An 18,457-nucleotide genomic window follows, 5' to 3' on the forward strand; every position below is an offset into this window, starting at 1 on the left:
CGACGACCCGCCAAGCCACCACTCCCACGGAACCACCACTCCTACTCCTGACCAGCAAAAACGCCGCCCTCAAGTCCGGAAAGACAACAACTTCTCATCTGCTCCCATGGGCCAACGGTATCCGTCCTGCGGATGCCACCTGGCCTCGCGATGGCTGAGGCCATCAAGGGGTGGATGGCGTGCGCCGCGGTGAGGCAGAGCCCTCTTAACGATCATGCATCCGTCATTCTCTCTGGCCGGGTGACACCACGATGTCTGCGATCAGCGGCGGTCCGGGAGTCGACGAGCGAGTGGGTGTGCGCTTGCCGGGAGCCGTTCAAGCGCATAAGGGAAGCCGCGGATCGTGCCGGCGGGGAGCAAGAGCAGGCAGAGGGCTGCTGGTGCCGCTCCTGCTGGGATGCCGCGATCGCCACGATCGTTGAGGGTCCGCCGGCCGCTTCGACGGCCACCGGGCCTTCCGGCAATGCCGCCGGCACCATCTTCTTCGACGACCTGTTCGGCCGTTCCACCCCACCGGACCGCGGCTGACGAGGCTGAGGGGCCCCGCCGGGTGAGTGGAGGCCGTGGCGCCGCCGGTCGGCCAACGACAGCGCCTGCGCACGGTCCTGCGCCGGGAGAGTCGTCTGGTGGACCTGAGCAACGGACACGTGCACCTGTGCAAGCCTGTCACTGCTGGCGCCAGCGGCGGGTGACGAGGTTCAGCTCGTCCAGGAGGGGCGCGTCGTGTACGAGGGGCTGCAGCCAGTCGACGTCGGTGGGGCGCAGGCGGTGCAGTCCGTCATGGGTGAGTGTCTTCAGCAACGGCTCGGTGTGTTGGGCGAGCCAGTCGTCGGCGCCGAGGTCGCGGGCCAAGCGGAGCAGGCCGACCACGGCTTGGGGCGGTCTGGGGTGGGGGATGCGCTCCAGCAGGGTGATTCCTTCGGTGAGCACGGCCTGGCCCGGTGGGTGGTCTGCAGCGTGCCACATGGTGCTGGTCTGGGCCTCAGTGAACAGGCAGAGCAGTCGGGTCAGTGGGTCGCCGCTGGCTTCGAGGGCGGGTGCATCGGGGCCGAAGCGGCGTGTGATCCGGCCCAGTTGATCGTGCGGGATGTCCGGGCGTCCGGCGAGGTCGCTGACGCACTGGGCGAGGACCAACCAGGTCAGGGCGGACAGGCCGCCGGCGCTGGTGAACTGGATGGTGGTCAGCTGGTCGAGGATGTCGATGACGGTGGCGGCCAGCAGGCGCTCGTCGCCGGACAGGCTCCGCAGCATCAGAAGGAGTTCGGCGTAGGGGGTGCCGGGCGGCCCGGGATCGTTGGCGGGCCGGTACAGCAGGGAGATCAGCGCATGTGCGAGGGACGGGCAGCGGGTGCGGTCGACCCCGTGGTAGGTCTCCAGGGCTGCGGGCATCTGGTGCAGGACCGGTGCTACAGCATGCAGCACGTGCTGTGCGCCGAGGTCGTAGGTGAAGGCCGCCGGCCGGTACAAGCCGGCTGGAGCGGTGCCGTCGAGATGCTGGAAGGTCTGTGCCGTGGTGTCGTCTCGGGTGGCGAGGTTCACGGTCCAGGCGAGTTCTTGTTCGGGCTGGTGCGTGGACAGCCCCACCAGTAGGTCTCTGCGGCCGGTGGTGGGATCGGTGAAGGGCTCGGCGGCCAGGGCGCGGGTGAAGGCGTCCCAGGATCCGTCGCTGAACTGCGAGCGCCACAGCAGGGTGTGGCGGCGCCACCAGTCGACCGTGTTGCGGCTGCCCACAAGGGTGGAGGCACGGAGGGTGGGGTGGCCCAGGACGGCCAGCAGGAGCAGGTTGGCGCTGTAGATGGCGTCTTGCTGGGTGCGGTGCGTGGGGGCAGGGCGGTAAGGCACGTGGGTGCGGTGGTGGGTGTCGCCGGGCGTCTGGTTGAAGAGACTGGTCAGCAGCGAGGTCAGATGCTCGCGCTGTGCCTGGGTGAGGCGGGTGAGTTGTTCGCTGGTGTTGCGTACGACTTCGGCCCGGTCGGTGAGCGGGACGTGGGAGAGCAGCGCGTACAGCCGGCCGTCGTCGACGGGGTGGTCGCTGTCCGGGCTGGTGGTGGCCAGGAGTTGGCGCAGTTCGCCGGTGATGAGGCGGGTCAGCAGGTATTCGCCGAAGGTGGCGTGCAGGAATTCGTAGGCTCTACGTTCGTGGCCGGTGACGATTGCCTGGGCTTCGTGGATGAAGAAGAAGCGGCCGAACAGCAGTGGCGTGGCGTCGGCAGGACCGGTGTCGAGCAGGGCTCCTAGGTCGTTTTCGGCGTCGGTGGCGGTGATGCCTTGCCGGTGGCGGTTGAACATGCCGATCGCGATGACGGACAGGCGCTGCAGTTCGTGGGCGACGCGGGCGGCTTCGGTGTCGGCCGGCAGGGCGTTGTGTTTGGTCACCTGGCGGCGCACGAACTCGGTCAGGAGCCGCTCGTACAGGCCCAGGCGTTGGATGTCCTCACCGTGCAGCAGGTGCAGGGCGTTGCCGGAGGCGTCGTAGAGAGCGAGCATGAGCAGCAGCAGCGGCTGGCTGGCGAGTTCTTCGTGACGGCCCACCACATCCCATGTGAGGGGCTGCAGGGCGTGGGTGGAGAAGTAGCGGCGGTTGGTGGTGTTCCAGACGTGGAGCCAGCCGCGGATGCGGTCAGCGTCGAAGGGTTCCAGGCGGATGACGGTGCTGGGATGCGGGGTCAGGGCCTGGTCGGCGACCACGGTGCGGCTGGTGACGATCACGATGGTGGGGCGTGCCTGGTCGGCCTCGCGCTGCTGGAACTGCTGCACGCTTTGCAGGTAGGCGAAGTGGCGTGCGGGATCCATGTGATCGGCCGCAGCCTGGAGCAGTTCGTCGAAGCCGTCCAGGAGGACGACTCTGACGACGCCTGTGTCCGGGCCGGTGACGTCGGGCCAGGGTGTGCGGCGGCCGGTGGAGCGCAGCACGGCCTCCTCGAGCTGTTCCTGGATGGCCAGGTCTGCGGGCAGATGGCGCAGTTCGACGCGCTGGCAGAAGAACTCCGCCGCGGGCAGCCGGGCGGCGATCAGCTTGGTCAGCAGCGACTTGCCAGATCCGGGATGGCCCAGGATCAGCAGCGGCGCACGGGTGGCGTCCTCGGTGAGCAGATGGGCTGCGAGGAAGTCCTCCAGGTCGTCCCACAGCGGCTGGACTTGCCACCAGTCGTCACGGGCCAGGGCGTGGTCACCTGAGCGGCCGGCCACGCGAAAGGCGGGGTTGATGTAGCCGGCCTCCAGGTCGGGGATGCGCGGGCCCGAATCCTCGACCTGGGCCAGAGGGGCACGGAGTTGCTGCTGGTGCGCCGGGGTAGAGGCGCCGTTGTCCTGGGCGAAGGTCTCCAACAGCCGGGACAACCCGGCAAGGCCCCGGCTGAATGAGGCAGCGGCCGGTGTCACAGTCTCGGACGGGTCCAGGGCTTCGGGCGGGTCTTGCGTCTCGGAGGTCAGGCGCAGCTCGGGGCATTCCCACGTCACCTGGGCCAGCAGGGCTTCGTAGCGGCGCCAGGCGCGGTGTGCGAGCTTGTCCGGCCGCTGGCCGCCTACGCCGCTTTCGTCGCATACGGTGTCGGCCGCGTAGGCGTAGGCGGCGGCGATTTCCGCGCGCAGGTCGGCGGGATGCCTCACCCGCTGCGATCCCAGGGTGACACGCTCCAGTTCGGCCACCACGTCGCTGGTGAAATCGGCCTGCTCGTGCCCGAGTTCTGTCGTGTAGCGGATGCCGGAGGCAGCCACGGTCTCGCAGAACGCCGTCACCAGGATGACCAGATCGGCCGCGCGCAGCAGGGCGGTTCGGGTGGTACCGCAACTGGCCCCTACCCGATCGGCGAATCCTTCCAGCACGGCGTTCAGGTCGGCGGCTACGGCACCGTGCAGCTTCAGTGGCTCCAGTAGTTCTGCGGCCAGCCGGTCGAAGCCCGTCCTTTCTCCGGTGAGGACGCTCACGGCGCTGACGAAGTCGTCGGGGACGTCGGGGATGCTCTGGGCGGGTGACAGAGCGGGCGGTTTGGCGGCGCGTGGCCGCGGTGGTGCCTGGTCGGCGTCGGTTTCCGCCTCGCGGTGGCGGCGGCGCCAGTAGGCCAGGTCGGGGTTGAGCCCGGACGGCGGGGTGGTGGTTGAGCGTTGGTGGCAGTACTCCACGATGCGGGCGACATCGTCCCAGGGAGGCAGGGTGGAGCGATGACCGTTGAGCAGCATGGAGATGGAGGCGGTGCTGCGGTTCACGGCGCGTGCCAGGTCGCTTTGCTGGATGCCGCGCTCGCTCACCAGGCGCCCCAGCAGTTTACAGAAGACCGCTACCGGTCCCGAGGTCTCCTCCACGCTCACGCACCCACCCCCGCCGTTCACGCTGATTCAGTGTGATCTCTGGCAGCGTAGGGAGTGACCTGCGCCAACTCCCGTCCGCTTTGGGACTTTTCAGCGAAACCCCGACCTGGGCCTGCCGTCCGCCACGGTCGATGCGACACAACCCCGGCCTTCTTCGAGGAGTGCGCATGTCCTGGCTCACCGATCATGTACCAGCTCTGGTGCTGGCCCTCGTGTTCTTTGTGTTTGCAGGCGTCGTGCTGCCCGCGGTGTGGTCCACACGGCCCGCGCGCCGGAAAGCGGCCGCCGTCGTTCTTGCGCAGCTCCTCCAAGCCGGGCGCGATGTCGGCGGCACACGGTTGTCCATGCCGCCGTCCCCGCCTTCTGCCGGTCCCGCCACGACCGTTCACCGGCAGCCGCAGGTCCAGCCACACCACCCGGACAACGACGCGCAGGACGCAGCATCGTGAGCCCGCCGCATGGGGCCAGCCCGCATCGTCCGCGCTCGGCGTGCCGGTGGGATGTGTCTCCTCGGCCTTGCTGTCACCGGCCGGCGCACTCACGTTCGAGGCGGTTCGGAACGCGTCGGCCGGGGCGTTCCGAACCGCCGGGGTGTCAGTCCTGAGTGACGGTGAGGGTGCGCTGGTCGAGGTCGAGCTGGACGATGCCACCGTTGTGATCGCGGAGCTGGCGCCAGGCGGCATAGCCGGTAAGGATGGCGTGTTCCCAGTCTGCGGCACGGCAGATGCTGACCTCGAGGTGGGCGGTCATGTGACCGATGGTGGCGAGGAGTTCCTGGTCGATGTGCTTGATGTCGGCGAGGTAGCGGTGGCGGGCGGCGTACGAGAAAACGAGGGCTGAGATGCCTTCCTCGATGGCGATGGCGCGGCCGCCGTCTTCGGCTTCGTCGGCGCGGGGGTCACTTTTGCGTTTGCGGCCCAGCAGGAAGCGGGTGACCGGGGACCAGCCCAGCACCGTGGCGTGGGCGAGGTGAAAGATGTCGTGGAAGCGGTAGCCGTCTTCGACGTGGGAGGCGCTGGTGAGAGGGTCACCGGCGGGGGTCCCGTCTTCCCGCGTGAGGACGATGACGGTGCGGCCGTCGTCGGTCTTGGTGGGCGTGAAGGTGAGTGAGGTCTGCCGGGGCAGCTGCTCGTGGGCGGGGAAGCCGGCGTCGAAGGGGGCGTGCTCCTCTTGGGGGGTGGTGCGCCAGCGGTCTTTGACCTTCTCCAGGTTGGCGGCGGCTACGTCGTCGAGGTCGAGTCCGAAGCGATGGGTGAGAGCGGCGATGTACCACAGGACGTCGCCGAGTTCTTCGCGTAACTGGTGTTTGCCCTGTTCGAAGGCGGGTCCATCGCGCAGGAACTTCTTGTAGGCGGTGGTCAGGGATCCGACTTCGCCGGCGAGACCGAGGAGAGGGACGAGGACCGGGTCGGTGCCCTCTGCGGGGGGTTGGAGGGTTTTGACGGCCGCTTGCTGGTAGCGCTTGAAGTCCACACGCACGCCTGTCTGATCTTGGGACAGCCCCGTTGGCTTTCCCGACAGCGTGTCGTATGCTACGACAGCGTCGTTGGATATACAGACGATTGGGGAGAGTTGTCGAACACAGGCACACCGAGCATGGACGACATCACCTCGGTCGTCATCGACTTCCTCGCCGAGTACGAGGGCGTCTCCCCCGGCGAGCTTCGCTCCGAACTGGAGCAGGGCGGGCGGGAGTTGCCCGTGGACTCCCTCTTGGTGGTCGAGATCCTCACGCGCATCGAGGAGCGTTACCACGTCGCCATTCCCGCAGACCGGGAAGCGGCCCAGGCGACCGGGTCGGTGCGGGCATTCGCAGCGGCGGTCCTGGACGCGATCGAAGAAAGGCAGTAGTCATGACCCCTCCCCCCTCCGACAACCGTGACCGCGATCCCGAGCTGGTGCGGCTCGGTGAACGGCTGAAGAAGACCCGCGACTACTTGAACATGTCTCAGCAGTTCGTCTCGGACTCCACCGGCATCCCCCGCTCGGCCATCAGCGACATCGAGCGCGGCGAGCGGCGTGTGGACAGCCTGGAGCTGAAGAAGCTGGCGCGCCTGTACCGGCAGCCGGTCGCCTATTTCCTGGCTGAGGAGAAGGACGCCGACGCCAGCGAGTACTCGCTGGCCGGTCTGCCGCGAGCGCTGGCTCAACTCACCGACGGGGATGCCAAGACCGTGCTGGAGTTCGCCGAATACCTCACGCTCCGGCGCGCGGCAGAACGCGAGGATCAGAACGCCGAGGGCGGGAGTCCGACGGCGTGAACTGGGCCCTGGCACACCGGATCGCATCGATCGCAGCCGTCCAGGCGCACCGCGACCTCGGCATCGACCGCACGCAATACGTTCACGTGCACCGAGCATTGGGAGCGGCGGACGTAATCGGGATGGCACAGCCGATGCCCCGGCTGTTCGGCGTGTACTTCTCCCCCGCCGACAAGGGACCAGCCGTGATGCTGAACGCTTCGCTGAACGCGGTCACCCAGCGGCACACGGCCGCGCATGAGCTGGGGCATCACCGGCTGGGCCATCGCACCGCGGCCGATGAGGAGCTCGATCCCGCGCTGCGCTGGGGCAACGGCAGCTGGCCCGAGGAGGAGAAGACGGCGGAAGCGTTCGCAGCATGGTTCCTGATGCCCCTGCCGGCGGTGCGGGCAGCCCTGGAGCGGATCTGCGGCAGCCGGCCGTCGCGTCCCGAGCACGTCTACCGGGTGGCGCGCGAACTGGGTACGTCCTACGCCGGAACCGTACGCCACCTGGTCAACCTCCGGCTGCTGGACGCCGGCCGGGCCGGCCAGTGGTCCAAGATCGCTCCTGCCGACCTGCGCAGTTCACTGGCGGGCGGGGCCTCGCTACCCGGGCAGGCCCAGGTGCACGTGATCACTGCAGCCTCCGCGGGGCAGACGGTGCACGCCGACGCGGGCGATGTGCTGGTGCTGTACCTGGACAACGCGGTCTTCGACGTCCTGCCTAAGGGAGTGGAGCCGTGGACCAGTGACGGCGCGACGCCGCTGGCGAGCGCCGTGGTGACCGACGAACTCCCGCCGGGCGAACAGAACCTGATCGAGGTCGCGGTGCCGACGCACGGCGCCGCGCTGCGGCTGACCGTGGTGCGCGAAGCCCCGCGTGCCGGGGTCGACGAGACCTGGCCCGCCTGAGCCCGATTCCCCGGACTACACCCGTATGTGTCAGGAGGACTGATGCACACCTTCACCGTGACCGAACGCGACGTCACCCAGGCCTGGGTCGCCGCCTGCAACAAGCTGGACCGCAAGGACAACCCGGACCGGACCGGCCTGCACACGGTGGTGCGCATCGCCGACCCGACGAGCGACGACCCGGTGTTCCGCGCCGAACTGGACCGGCTGCGCACCGCTCGCGGGCTCTGGCCACTGGAGACCGTGGCCAGCACCCTGTTTCCCGCGGCCCTGGCGGCACGGAGCGCCGGCCCGGATGACCTCGCCGAGCGCTACCGGCGGATGTATCCAGTGATCAAGCGGTACCCGGGCAACCACCGCGGCACGTACTTCGGCCGCCTGGTGTTCTACCCTACGGCGTCGAAGACCGGCCTCGACCAGCTCGGCACCGTCATCAGCCGACTGCGGGCACAGGCCGCGGGCACCAAGATAGCCGCCGCGTACGAGATCGACATAGCTGCAGCCACGGACACGGCGGAGGAGAGCAGCAGCGAACTGCTGGTCCACACTGCCGGGAAGGACAACAGCTACATCGGCTTCCCCTGCCTGAGCCACATCTCCCTCCAGCTGGACCGCGACCGACGGGTGCACGCCGCGGTCCTGTATCGCAGCCACTTCATGTTCGAGCGTGCCTACGGCAACTACCTCGGCTTGGGCCGCCTGCTGGCCTACATCGCCCAACAGGCCGAACTGGGCTGCGGGACCCTGACCGTGGTGGCCGGCCACGCCCGGCTGAACGGCCCCATCACGCAACTGCGTCCGCTGCTGACCGGCACCAGCCGCCTCGCGGCATAACGGCAGCCGGCGCAAGGCCACCGGCGTCGCATGCGGCAAGCTCAGTGTCCGGGCGGGCCGTTGAGCTGCCACTTGGGCGGGAACCAGGCCGGCATCGCGTCGGCCTGCTGCCGGTAGGTCTGCTTGATGCGGCTGCGGCCGCTGATCCCGGCGATGTCCGGGTGGGCGACCCGGGCGTACTTGTCGACCTCGCAGAACAGGTTCTGGCAGTCGATCAGCTGCAGCGGGCGCCCGCGCAGCCCTGCAAAAGAGAGGCCCAGGCGGGCGAAGTGCTCGTCCTGAGTGTCGGCCATGTAGCGGATGACGTCCGCCTCGATGCCGTCAGCCGCCGGCCCGAAGCACTTGCGGATGCCGTCGCGCGCCCCGGGCCCGGGGACGACGAAGTCCATCTCCGAAAACGGCATCTCGGCCGCATAGTTGAGGTCGATCACGAACTGGTAGGCCAGGAACGGCCCGATCGCCGGGAAGCCCAGCAGAACCCGGTAGGCGCCCTGCAACGTCGGCGCGGACAGCACCCGCTGCGGCGCGTCCGCGGTCATCATCATCTCCAGCAGCCGCAGATGGTTCTGGTGCTTGCGCTCCTCGCCGAGCTGCGGCGGGGGCACGATGTAGGCGGCCGAGTACAACCGCTGCCCCGCGGAGAACGCCTGGGACAGCACCTGGTCAAAGGCCCGGTAGTCGTAGGCCTCCCACTGCACCTCTCCCAACGCGCCGTTCAGCAGCCGCCACGTCGAGGTCTTATTGAAGATCTTGAACAGCAGGGTCCGGAAGAAGATTTCCTCCCACGCCTGCTCGCCCCGGTAGATCACGCCGCCGATCAGGTCTTGGCTGACCCGGTCGGCGGCCCTGAAGCAGTTGGTGAAGCGGTGTCGCTGCAGGATCGGATCGTCCGTGAACGGCCCCGCTCCACCGGCCAGTCGCGCCTCGTAGACCTTCTGACGCGCCGCCGCGAAGCGCCAGTAGGTGTCGAACACCGGCGTCACCGTCAGCGTGCGGCCTGCCACACGGATCTTCCTCGCCGGGTCGTGGTCTAAGACCCTCTGCTCTGCACGCTCTTGCAGCACCGTCACCATGGGGTCAATATATATTCAATATAGATCGGTCAGCGAGGGGGACGTGTGGAATTGCTGTGGCAGTGTCCACGACGCAAGACGCTGGTCGACTGGCCGGAGGACGTGGACACGAGGCTGGACATCCTGGTCCGGGCCGCGGCCGCGGCCGGGGAGCAGACGTCGCGTTCGCAGGTGCTGGCCGCACTCGTGACTGCGGCCGAGGTCCGTCCCGCCGTCATCTCCGAACTCCTCCACTCCTACCGCCAGATGCAAGCCGACGCCCTCGAAGCGGACAACACCCGCGACGACCTGCCGTCCGTACGCTCTCCCGGACGCACTCGCGGCAGGAAGTGAGGCCGAGTCAGTTTCGGTTCTCACCCCGAGTGCCTTCGGTGACCCGGTCAACGCCGCCAAACGCCATCAGGTCACGGCTGCGTGCGCCGTCCCTCGATGGGCGGCCGATCGGATATCCCGCAGACCTGGGCCGATTACTCAAATGCCCTGACCACCGTCGCCGAGGACAGAGGTAGATGGGCCTCCAGGATGACGAGCTCGGCGCCTGGTGCGCTCCGGGCGGCGCGGTGCCGGTACAGGGCGAGACGACATGGTCGTTCCTGCATCGTGTCGCCGTCTGCTACGGCCTTGAGGTGGATGAGCTGCTGGCGTGGGGGTGGTGGCAGTGGGTGAATCCGGAAGCCCGAAGCCGCGGCCGCCGTCCGGACGGCGATGTACTCCTGAACGTCACGGCCCAGGCGCAGGTCGCGGCGTGGGCCGGGGTCCCGGTTAACGTGCGGGTGCTGGCGGAGCTGGACGGGTGGTGGAACCCGCCCTGGCCACTCAACTGGCAGCGGTACTACTGGGCCGCTCGCCATCACCTCCACGGCCTGCCCGAAGGCGTGGTGTGGCAGCCCGGCAGACCAGACGAGGACCAGACTCGGTAGTGGCTGCACGAGTAACAAGCCTCATGGCAGCATCTACACGACAGGAAAAGGGAGTTGGTACAGAGCGGCAGCGGACACATGAGGTACAGGCCGCCGAGGCCCCTGGAGATCGCCTCCGCCTTCGGTTCTCCGTACGGCGCGCCGGGGCACGATCCCGAGGGACAGGGCGTCACCATGCGCTGGCCCGTTCCGGTACGAGGCGCGCCGTTGGTCGGCGCCCGTTCCAGGGCTGCCGTTGCGCCTTGAGGGCGTCCTGTTGGAGTCGGGGAGCACGGGAACTGCCGTGATCGCATGAGTCGTCATTACTTTGTGAGTCTCGGCTGGCTGACGCTGGACAACGGCAGCGTTGTAAGGGAAGGGCAGAGCATGTGGGGTGGGCGGAGAGCCGCGGTGTCGGTTGCTGCCATGTTGTTGATCGTTTCGACCCCCGTTTTCTGGCTGCTCGACGGGCCGGACACCGGGCAGCTGGTGGGGGCCTCGGTGCAGGCCGCCACGGGTGTGGGCGCCTTGGTGTGGGCCTGGGTCCAGCCGGCCGCCGAGGCACGGGACAGCGCCGTGCGGACGGGGCGAGCTGAGGCGAGCAGCGGTGGGAAGGCCCATACCGGCATTCGCCGTCGTGGCGCCGGCGGCAGCGGGGCGGCTCGTGTTGAGCAGAGCGGGGATGCGGTTGCCCGCGGGCGGGAAAGCAGTGCCGGTACCGGCATCGATTACACCGGCTAGGCCGCCGTGGCTGCGGGTGGACGACGGGAGGGCCGATGAGACAGTTTCGGATGGGGCGTTCGTCGGGTGCCCGGGAGGGCTCGGGCGAAGCGATGCCGTCCGTCAGCGTCCGTGAGAGCGGTGATGCCATTGCCGTCGATGGCGCCGAGGCGCTGAGCGGCTACCGGGGTTCGGGGCGTCAGGCCTCGGCGGGTGGCGGGGCCGTGCGGGTGGAGCGGTCAGGTGACGCGGTCGCTTTGGGCGCCCATGCGGTGGCCATCAGCGGCCATGTCAGCAAGGTGCTGCTCTCCGCTCCGCCGCCGAGCAGGCCGTTGGACTGGCCCATCCGGTTGGGTTCGGTGCCGGTGCTTGCGTCCGCGTTCCAGGACCGGTCTGCGGTGCGGGACCGGATCGATCGTGCCAGGGACGGTCATGCCATGGTGGTGCTGGCCCAGGTGCTGTCTGGTGGCGGGGGCGTGGGCAAGACCCAACTCGCCGCCGCCTACGCCCATCAGGCGTTGGTGGACGGCGTCGACCTGGTGGTGTGGGTCGACGCCAGTGACGTCGAGCAGGTCATCGCGCGCTATGCCCACGCCGCGCACGCCGTGGAGGCGGCTTCCGACCGTCTTCTCGGCAAGAGTGCCGAGTCCGACGCCGGGCTGTTCCTTCACTGGCTGGCGACCACCCGGCGCTCATGGCTGATCGTCCTCGACGACCTCACCGACCCGGAGGCGATGCAGTGGTGGCCGCCGGCCTCCGCCTTCGGATGCGGCCGCGTCGTGGCAACGACCCGCCGCCACGACGCGGCGCTGTCCGGCGGCGGCCGGGCCGTGGTGGACATCGACACCTACAGCGCCGAGGAAGCCGAGGCCTATCTGCACGAGCGGCTCAGCTCGGCACATGCGGATCATCTCCTGGACACACAGGCCGCCGTGCTGGCCGAGGCGCTGGGCTTCCTGCCGCTGGCGCTGTCGCACGCCGCCGCCTTCATGGTCAATGAGGACGTTCCATGTGCGGAGTACCTGCGCCGCTTCAACGACAGTGCCGCGCACCTGGACGACCTGTTGCCGCGCGCGGCGGACACCGAGGGGTACGGGCGGCAGGTGGCCGCGGCTCTTCTGCTCTCATTGGATGTCGCGCAGGCGAGCGAGCCTGTCGGCCTGGCCGTTCCGGTCATGCGTCTGGCTGCCGTCCTGGACCCGGCCGGGCACCCCCGTTCCCTGTGGGTCAGCGACGCGGTCATCCGCTACCTCAGCACCCAGCGCACTACGCCCCCGGACTGCGCTCCTACGGCGATCGGTCCCACCCAGGTCCAGTCAGCACTGCGGCTCCTGCACCGTTACGGTCTGCTGACCGATCACGCGCAGGCCGGCTCCCGGGCCGTGCGGCTGCACGCCCTGACGGCACGCGCCGTGCGTGAGTGCACCCCTGATGCCGCGGTGCCGGAGGTGGTGAAGACCGCTGCTGGCGCGTTGACGGAGCTGTGCGACACGGTCCGTTGGGGCGCGCATGAGACGACGGCCGCGCTGCTCACCAACATCGACAGCCTCGACGGATGTGCAGGGGATCTGCTGTGGCAGATGGACAGCCACTACGTCCTGCGCTGGGCCGGGCGCAGTATGGCCCTGGACACGGCGGTCCCCTACTGGCGGCGGCTGGTCGGTACCAGTGAACGGCAGTTGGGCCGGGCTCATCCCCTGACGCTCGTTGCTCGGCGTGATCTCGCTTGGTTCTGCTTCCTCGGCCGCCGGGACAAGGAGGCCTTCACCGTGTTGCAGGAGGACTTCCCCTACCAGGACAACCGACTGGTTCTTGAAAGGCCAAGGCCCGCTGCCGCTGGCCCGGAGGCCGTCAGCGCCGTTGCGTTGCTGGAGGACACCGTCACCGTTCGTCAACGGCTCTTGGGCAGCGCGGACCCAGCGACCCTCACGGGCCAGTCCAAGCTCGCCCTCCTGTACTGGTCCCAAGGCGACAAGGCGAAGGCCGTTGCTCTGCTGGAGCGTTCTCTCGCTGGCTACCGGGCGACGTTCGGCCCCCGCCATCCGTACACAATCTCGGTGGACAACCGGCTGCGCAGCTGGCGAGAGCAGCACACGTGGCGCTGGTGGAGGCGCACACGCGGTCTGTCCGCGCCAACCGAAACGGACGGCGACGTGACGCAGTGACGGGCATGACCGGCATCGCGGTGAGAAGGCGCGAGGCGGGGGCCGGGATCACGGCGGGGTGCGGCTTTTTCGCGGCGGGTGGCACACCGGGCAGCGTTTGCCGGTGCCGCCGCGGCGGGATCGCTGATCGGGCGTGACCTTCCACCGTCCCGGGCAACCGGGCTTCGAGCAGGCCCACCGACACAGTTTGGCGGAGCACGGCATCAGCTCCTTCGCGGTCAGGTCCGGTTCGCCGATCACTTCGACAAGCTCGCCAGCGATGGCAGGGTGCACGTCCTGTAGAGATTTGCCGGGCTTGGGGCGCATCCTGGCGGCAACGGTGCGTCGGCGAGCGCATCGGGGGCATCCACTCGACTGGCCCGTGCGGCGCTTGGGAGGGGCGGGATACTCAAAGCGGCAGTGCGGTTCGGGGCATCTCCACCGGCAGGTCTTGTTCGACGTGGGGAGCAGGTCGAACGCGGTCCAGCCGGGGTGCCCGACAACCTCGATGAGTTCTGCGGCCATCGTCGGATTGACCTCGGCGAGTGATTCACCAGGGCCGGGCCTGCTGTTTGCCGCACCTACCTGTGCGTGACCGCACTGGCTGCAGCCGCGGCCGGCCAGCGCCCGGCTGTTCAGTATGGCCTTCCATTCGTAGCCGCAGTCCGGCTTCCGGCACCGCCACAGACACACGTCGTTGCAGCCGGGCGGCATCCGATCGGGGGTCTTGCCGGGGTTGGTAAGGTTCGCGACGAACTCCTCCTCAAGGTGCGGCGCCACGACCACCGCCGACACCTCGGGGCCGGCCACGGCCTTCTGCCACAGCTGCGCACCCTTCGTGAGCGCCGCGGTGACCTCGGCTGGTGTGAGCTGCCGCCAGGCAAGGCCGCGCCGTCGCAGTACGACACCCACCGCCTCCGCCCAGTCTTCGGGGTTCACCCCCGGCCCGGCCTCATGGTGGGCCAGGCCATGCACCGGGACGGGCGGCAGGCCGCGGCTTCGGATGCGTTCCACGTCGAGTCCGGCGGCGAGTGCTGCCGCGGTCTTGACGGTGTCACGCTCCAGGCTTCCTGGCCTGTTGTGGGTCCATTCCGGGTCCAGGTCGATGAGCAGGCCCGGGGCCGGCTCGGGCAGGTGCAGGTCGAAGCGGTCCTGACGGCGCCCGGGCAGGCGGAGGCGGTGGTCCAGTTCCACGCGGAGCCCGCAGGCGGCCTCGACGAGCATGGCGACGTTGCACTCGAACGGGGAGCGGCCGTGGCCGGTGCAGTCCGGGCAGCCGCGTCCATTGGTGCGGTTGGCGAGAGTCGCCGGCCAGAAGTGCCCTTGCGCGCATTCCCACTCACACAGGTCATGGGACTGCGGGCGCAGGGTGTCCGGACCGCGGTCGGGACGGCTGAGGTTGCGGCGGAACTGCCGTGCCAGCACAGGATCCAGATCGGCCAGCGATTCTCCCGGGCCGGGAGCCCGGTTGCGGCGCTTCCAGCACTCAGGGCACCCCGAGGGTTTGACGGTACGGGTGCGGAACTGCAACCGGGCGGGCCACTGGTGACCGCATCCTTCCGCCGAGCAGCGCCACTGGCACCGGTCCGTGGAGAACAGCGGCATGTCCTGCAGCACCACTCCTGGGCTGGACAAATTGGACAGGAACTCGGCCTTCAGCCGAGCCCGAACTGCTGCCACATCAGAGGCACTTCGCCGTTTTCCCATGACTGCAGATCCTGACAGCCACCACTGACAACACCCGTGGTCTCAGGTCTGGCCCGTGCGAGTCTGAACCGTCCGCCCCGTCGGGTAACGCAGGCTCATCCGACGCGATCCCCGCCCGACGCCGTACGCCGTGAAATACGGACACCCGTCTCGGAACGATTCGCGAGCAATGCTCAAGACCTGTGGATCAGCCTCGGGTTGGCGCGTGAAGGGCGTACCTTCCCGAATGATCCTGTGATGGTCATCAAGTAGGCCGACGTTGGCGCGTCGGTCGGGAAGGCACGCCCGTGCTCACGGTAGTCAACGAAGACGGAACGACACCACACGGCTCCCTGATTGACGACATCGTCCGCGAGGGCGCACGGCGGATGCTGGCCGCCGCGCTGGAGGCGGAAGTCAACGCATACATAGCCGAGTTGGCCGATCAGCGGGACGAGTCCGGGCGGCGCCTGGTCGTGCGCAACGGCTTCCACCAGCCGCGGAAGGTCACGACCGCAGCCGGGGCGATCGAGGTGAAGGCCCCGCGGGTCAACGACAAGCGCGTCGACCAGTCCACCGGTGAGCGCAGGCGGTTCTCCTCGGCGATCCTGCCGCCCTGGGCCCGCAAGTCCCCGAAGATCAGCGAGGTGCTGCCCCTGCTTTACCTGCACGGCCTGTCGTCGGGGGACTTCGTGCCCGCTCTGGAGCAGTTCCTCGGCTCCTCCGCGGGCCTCTCGCCCGCCACGGTCACCCGGCTGACGACGCAGTGGCAGGCCGATCACAAGGCATTCGGCGAGCGCGACCTGTCGGCCACGGACTACGTCTACGTGTGGGCCGACGGCATCCACCTGCGAATCCGCCTGTCGGAGGCGAAGTCCTGCGTGCTGGTCGTCATGGGCGTGCGCGCGGACGGCACCAAGGAGCTGATCGCGATGGCCGACGGCTACCGCGAGTCCGCCGAGTCCTGGGCCGACCTGCTGCGTGACTGCGCACGGCGCGGGATGCGCGCTCCGGCCCTCGCGGTCGGCGACGGAGCACTGGGCTTCTGGAAGGCCCTGGCCGAGGTGTTCCCCGAGGCCCGCCATCAGCGGTGCTGGGTTCACAAAACAGCCAATGTGCTCAACGCTATCCCGACGTCGGCCCAGTCCAGCGCGCGAAAGGCGCTGCAGGACATCTACAACGCCGAGGACCGCGAGCACGCAGTCAAGGCCGTCGCCGCATTCGAGAAGTCCTACGGTGCGATGGCCCAAGGCCGTCAAGAAGATCACCGACGACGTGGACGAGCTGCTGGCGTTCTACGACTTCCCGGCCGAGCACTGGGTTCACCTGCGCACAACGAATCCCATCGAATCGACCTTCGCGACGGTGAGGCTGCGGACCAAGGTCACCAAGGGCGCCGGCAGCGCGGCCGCCGCGCTTGCCATGGTCTTCAAGCTCGTCGAGTCCGCCCAGGCACGCTGGCGAGCGGTCAACGCACCTCACCTCGTCGCCCTCGTCCGCGCCGGAGCCCGCTTCGAACGCGGCCACCTCGTCGAACGCCCCGAGACCGTGGCAGCGTGACCACCTTCCCCGAAACGCCCATGGGAGGCATCCACCGTGGCCGACCTCGACAGCCAGACCGCTTACTGGGACGCCGCCGCGACGACGAAGCGATTCACGCACCCTGTGCACACACCGTGGCTGGACAACGTCGAACGAAGCGCCGCGATCCTCGACTACGGCTGCGGCTACGGCCGAACCCTGGACACGCTGGAACAGCAGGGCTTTGACAACCTCTCCGGCGTCGACACATCACCGGGGATGATCGCTCGGGCCCGCAGCCTGCACCCCGCAATGCGCTTCGCGGTGCTGGACACACCGCCGACACTCGCCTGCCCGGACGCGAGCATCGACGTGGTCGTGCTCTTCGCGGTGCTGACCTGCATCCCCAGCGACGACGCACAGCGGCTGCTGATCGGCGAGCTACACCGCGTGCTCAAGCCCGGCGCACTGCTCTACCTCAGCGACCTGCTGCTACAAGACGACCAGCGCAACCGCGACCGCTACGCGAGGTTCGCCGAGCCCTACGGCACCTACGGGGTATTCGAGACCGGCGACGGCGCAGTGTGCCGCCACCATCCGAGCGGCTGGTTCACCTCCCTGCTCGCCAGTTTCGAGACCATCGACACCCGACGAACCACCGTGACCACCATGAACGGCAACACATCGGCGGGCCTTCAGATCCTGGCCCGCAAGCCGGCCTCAGGTCACCAGACCCCTACCCACTGACGCTGCGGCCGGACAACGCACCCACAGGTATTGACAATTACTCCTGCGCGCCCGGGTCGCCAGCACACGTCCACACCGGATCCATCGCCACTGCCCTGAACCCGGGCGCCGACCAGGTGCTCAGCATCCTTCAGGCCCTGCGCGCCTCGGCCACCGTCTCCTACGACCCCAACCTGCGGCCCGCATTGCTCCGATCCGCAGAGCGGGAACGCAAGCGGGTGGAGCAACTTGTCGCCCTCAGCGACGTGGTGAAGGCGAGCGAAGAAGACCTGGCCTGGCTCCACCCGGGCGAGAACCCCGACAGAACAGCGGCCCGCTGGGCACAGAGCGGCCCGGCGCTGGTCGTCCTCACCCGGGGAGCCGACGGCGCCCGGGCCTGGTGGAGGCACGGCTGCCAGGACATCGCGCCGATGTCCGTCCGGGTGGTGGACACCGTGGGAGCGGGCGACGCGTTCATGGCCGGGCTGGTCAGCCGGCTGCTGCACGCCGGGCTCTTGGGTGGCGGCCCAGGCGCCGAAGCCGCGACGGCACGCGCGGCACTGCGCGCGGCCACCGACGCCAACCGGCTTCCCGCAATCCTCACCGAGGCACTGGCGGTGGCCGCCCGCGCAGCCGCTCTCACGTGCGCGCGTGAAGGGGCGGAACCACCCACGGCGGCAGAACTGGAGGCGTGAGCAGGCGGGCCGCTTCCTCCGTCAGCTGTTGTGCCACACCGCGCGCGGAGCCCTCGTCGACCTCTGCTTCTCGGGCGAGCACGGTGACCAGCTCGGCACCGGTTGGCCCGCCGCGAGATGAGCCGGTCGCCGCCGGTACGGAACTGTCGGAGAAGATTCTAGAATCGACCCACAGAGTCCTGACTGCGCCCGACGAGTGAGTGCTTCTGCTGCGGAGCTTGCATGTGCGTCGCCGAGGCCAGGCCGCAGGCAGCGGATCGGCACTGAGCCCGTCCTCGTAGCCGTGGACCGGCGACCGACGCGACGGGTGACAGCCACGAGGCGCGTGCAGTGCGCAGGGAACCCGTGCGCCGGAGACGGCCCTGCTTCTATCTAGGACAGTTCGCGCTTGAGGATCTTCCCGGTGGCGGTCATGGGCAGGGCGTCGACGAACTCGACGACGCGCGGATATTTGTAACCGGCGAATTGCTCTTCCCCCAGGCTCTCAGCTCGGCCTCAGTCGTACTGTCGCCAGCCCTCTTGACGACGACGGCCTTGATCTCCTCCCCCCGTGACTCGGGTGCGGAACTCCGATGACGGCGACCAGGGAGACCGCGGGGTGTCTCCATGAGCACCTCCTCGAGCTCGCGCGGGTAGACGTTGAACCCGCCGCGAATGATCATGTCCTTGGACCGGTCGACGACGAAGTAGAAGCCGT

Annotated in this window: 15 protein-coding genes and 2 pseudogenes; 12 read left to right on the plus strand and 5 right to left on the minus strand. The window is 68.7% G+C overall.

Annotated elements, in window-relative coordinates; genetic code table 11:
* Positions 1 to 666: 666 nt before the first annotated feature.
* On the minus strand, positions 667 to 4,308 hold the full coding sequence (locus tag AB0I77_RS52135) for a hypothetical protein (protein WP_363290073.1): 3,642 nt from the start codon (positions 4,306 to 4,308) through the stop codon (positions 667 to 669).
* 167 nt (positions 4,309 to 4,475) lie between these two features.
* Here AB0I77_RS52135 and AB0I77_RS52140 point away from each other — a divergent pair, with 167 nt between their 5' ends.
* Positions 4,476 to 4,757, plus strand: a complete 282-nt coding sequence (locus AB0I77_RS52140) for a hypothetical protein (protein WP_363290074.1) — start codon at positions 4,476 to 4,478, stop codon at positions 4,755 to 4,757.
* 145 nt (positions 4,758 to 4,902) lie between these two features.
* Here AB0I77_RS52140 and AB0I77_RS52145 read toward each other — a convergent pair whose 3' ends face one another.
* Positions 4,903 to 5,787, minus strand: coding sequence for a nucleoside triphosphate pyrophosphohydrolase family protein (locus AB0I77_RS52145; RefSeq protein WP_363290075.1), 885 nt, complete (start codon positions 5,785 to 5,787; stop codon positions 4,903 to 4,905).
* Positions 5,788 to 5,904: 117 nt separating this feature from the next.
* On the opposite strand from AB0I77_RS52145, the gene AB0I77_RS52150 reads away from it, so the two are divergent.
* From AB0I77_RS52150 to AB0I77_RS52165, 4 genes are read left to right on the plus strand one after another with little or no spacing between them, the layout of a single operon-like run.
* Entirely contained in the window at positions 5,905 to 6,159 is a 255-nt protein-coding gene (locus AB0I77_RS52150; RefSeq protein ID WP_363290076.1) for an acyl carrier protein, read from the plus strand.
* A 2-nt stretch (positions 6,160 to 6,161) separates the two neighbouring features.
* Positions 6,162 to 6,569 carry a helix-turn-helix transcriptional regulator gene (locus AB0I77_RS52155; protein ID WP_363290077.1) on the plus strand — a complete coding sequence of 136 codons (408 nt, stop codon included), beginning with the start codon at positions 6,162 to 6,164 and terminating at the stop codon, positions 6,567 to 6,569.
* On the plus strand, positions 6,566 to 7,462 hold the full coding sequence (locus AB0I77_RS52160; RefSeq protein WP_363290078.1) for an ImmA/IrrE family metallo-endopeptidase: 897 nt from the start codon (positions 6,566 to 6,568) through the stop codon (positions 7,460 to 7,462). Before AB0I77_RS52155 ends, AB0I77_RS52160 begins: the two co-directional genes overlap by 4 nt.
* A 42-nt stretch (positions 7,463 to 7,504) precedes the next feature.
* Positions 7,505 to 8,296: a hypothetical protein gene (locus tag AB0I77_RS52165; RefSeq protein WP_363290079.1), complete on the plus strand. Its 792-nt coding sequence runs from the start codon at positions 7,505 to 7,507 to the stop codon at positions 8,294 to 8,296.
* A 41-nt stretch (positions 8,297 to 8,337) separates the two neighbouring features.
* On the opposite strand, the gene AB0I77_RS52170 is transcribed toward AB0I77_RS52165, so the two are convergent.
* Positions 8,338 to 9,369, minus strand: a complete 1,032-nt coding sequence (locus tag AB0I77_RS52170; RefSeq protein WP_363290080.1) for a nucleotide kinase domain-containing protein — start codon at positions 9,367 to 9,369, stop codon at positions 8,338 to 8,340.
* Between the two features lie 45 nt (positions 9,370 to 9,414).
* On the opposite strand from AB0I77_RS52170, the gene AB0I77_RS52175 reads away from it, so the two are divergent.
* The 4 genes from AB0I77_RS52175 to AB0I77_RS52190 all read left to right on the plus strand — a co-directional run bounded on the left by AB0I77_RS52175 (position 9,415) and on the right by AB0I77_RS52190 (position 13,153).
* Entirely contained in the window at positions 9,415 to 9,702 is a 288-nt protein-coding gene (locus AB0I77_RS52175) for a hypothetical protein (protein ID WP_363290081.1), read from the plus strand.
* A gap of 176 nt (positions 9,703 to 9,878) precedes the next feature.
* Positions 9,879 to 10,289, plus strand: coding sequence for a hypothetical protein (locus AB0I77_RS52180; protein ID WP_363290082.1), 411 nt, complete (start codon positions 9,879 to 9,881; stop codon positions 10,287 to 10,289).
* Positions 10,290 to 10,580: 291 nt separating this feature from the next.
* Positions 10,581 to 11,009: a hypothetical protein gene (locus tag AB0I77_RS52185; RefSeq protein WP_363290083.1), complete on the plus strand. Its 429-nt coding sequence runs from the start codon at positions 10,581 to 10,583 to the stop codon at positions 11,007 to 11,009.
* 35 nt (positions 11,010 to 11,044) lie between these two features.
* Complete coding sequence (locus AB0I77_RS52190; RefSeq protein WP_363290084.1) at positions 11,045 to 13,153, plus strand: tetratricopeptide repeat protein; 2,109 nt, start codon at positions 11,045 to 11,047, stop codon at positions 13,151 to 13,153.
* A gap of 48 nt (positions 13,154 to 13,201) precedes the next feature.
* On the opposite strand, the gene AB0I77_RS52195 is transcribed toward AB0I77_RS52190, so the two are convergent.
* On the minus strand, positions 13,202 to 14,839 hold the full coding sequence (locus AB0I77_RS52195) for a zinc-ribbon domain-containing protein (RefSeq protein WP_363290085.1): 1,638 nt from the start codon (positions 14,837 to 14,839) through the stop codon (positions 13,202 to 13,204).
* Positions 14,840 to 15,126: 287 nt separating this feature from the next.
* Between AB0I77_RS52195 and AB0I77_RS52200 the strand changes: the two are divergent.
* The 3 genes and pseudogenes from AB0I77_RS52200 to AB0I77_RS52210 all read left to right on the plus strand — a co-directional run bounded on the left by AB0I77_RS52200 (position 15,127) and on the right by AB0I77_RS52210 (position 17,760).
* Positions 15,127 to 16,378 (plus strand): annotated as a pseudogene (locus AB0I77_RS52200) (IS256 family transposase).
* Positions 16,379 to 16,414: 36 nt separating this feature from the next.
* Positions 16,415 to 17,086 (plus strand): class I SAM-dependent methyltransferase, encoded by a 672-nt coding sequence (locus AB0I77_RS52205; RefSeq protein WP_363290086.1) that lies wholly within the window; start codon positions 16,415 to 16,417, stop codon positions 17,084 to 17,086.
* A 116-nt stretch (positions 17,087 to 17,202) separates the two neighbouring features.
* A complete protein-coding gene (locus AB0I77_RS52210) occupies positions 17,203 to 17,760 on the plus strand; it encodes a PfkB family carbohydrate kinase (protein WP_363290087.1) in 558 nt (185 codons plus the stop codon).
* A 410-nt stretch (positions 17,761 to 18,170) separates the two neighbouring features.
* On the opposite strand, the pseudogene AB0I77_RS52215 reads toward AB0I77_RS52210, so the two are convergent.
* A pseudogene (locus tag AB0I77_RS52215) lies at positions 18,171 to 18,457 on the minus strand (hypothetical protein); the annotation flags it as partial.

The sequence above is a fragment of the Streptomyces sp. NPDC050619 genome (genome assembly GCF_040654815.1).
Taxonomy (GTDB): Bacteria; Actinomycetota; Actinomycetes; order Streptomycetales; family Streptomycetaceae; genus Streptomyces.

Excerpts from the sequence above, each read along its gene's own strand:
- AB0I77_RS52140 (WP_363290074.1), top strand. The coding sequence starts at position 4,476 with ATGTCCTGGCTCACCGATCATGTACCAGCTCTGGTGCTGGCCCTCGTG.
- AB0I77_RS52150 (WP_363290076.1), top strand. The coding sequence starts at position 5,905 with ATGGACGACATCACCTCGGTCGTCATCGACTTCCTCGCCGAGTACGAG.
- AB0I77_RS52155 (WP_363290077.1), top strand. The coding sequence starts at position 6,162 with ATGACCCCTCCCCCCTCCGACAACCGTGACCGCGATCCCGAGCTGGTG.
- AB0I77_RS52165 (WP_363290079.1), top strand. The coding sequence starts at position 7,505 with ATGCACACCTTCACCGTGACCGAACGCGACGTCACCCAGGCCTGGGTC.
- AB0I77_RS52170 (WP_363290080.1), bottom strand. The coding sequence starts at position 9,369 with ATGGTGACGGTGCTGCAAGAGCGTGCAGAGCAGAGGGTCTTAGACCAC.
- AB0I77_RS52180 (WP_363290082.1), top strand. The coding sequence starts at position 9,879 with ATGGGCCTCCAGGATGACGAGCTCGGCGCCTGGTGCGCTCCGGGCGGC.
- AB0I77_RS52185 (WP_363290083.1), top strand. The coding sequence starts at position 10,581 with ATGAGTCGTCATTACTTTGTGAGTCTCGGCTGGCTGACGCTGGACAAC.
- AB0I77_RS52190 (WP_363290084.1), top strand. The coding sequence starts at position 11,045 with ATGAGACAGTTTCGGATGGGGCGTTCGTCGGGTGCCCGGGAGGGCTCG.
- AB0I77_RS52195 (WP_363290085.1), bottom strand. The coding sequence starts at position 14,839 with ATGGGAAAACGGCGAAGTGCCTCTGATGTGGCAGCAGTTCGGGCTCGG.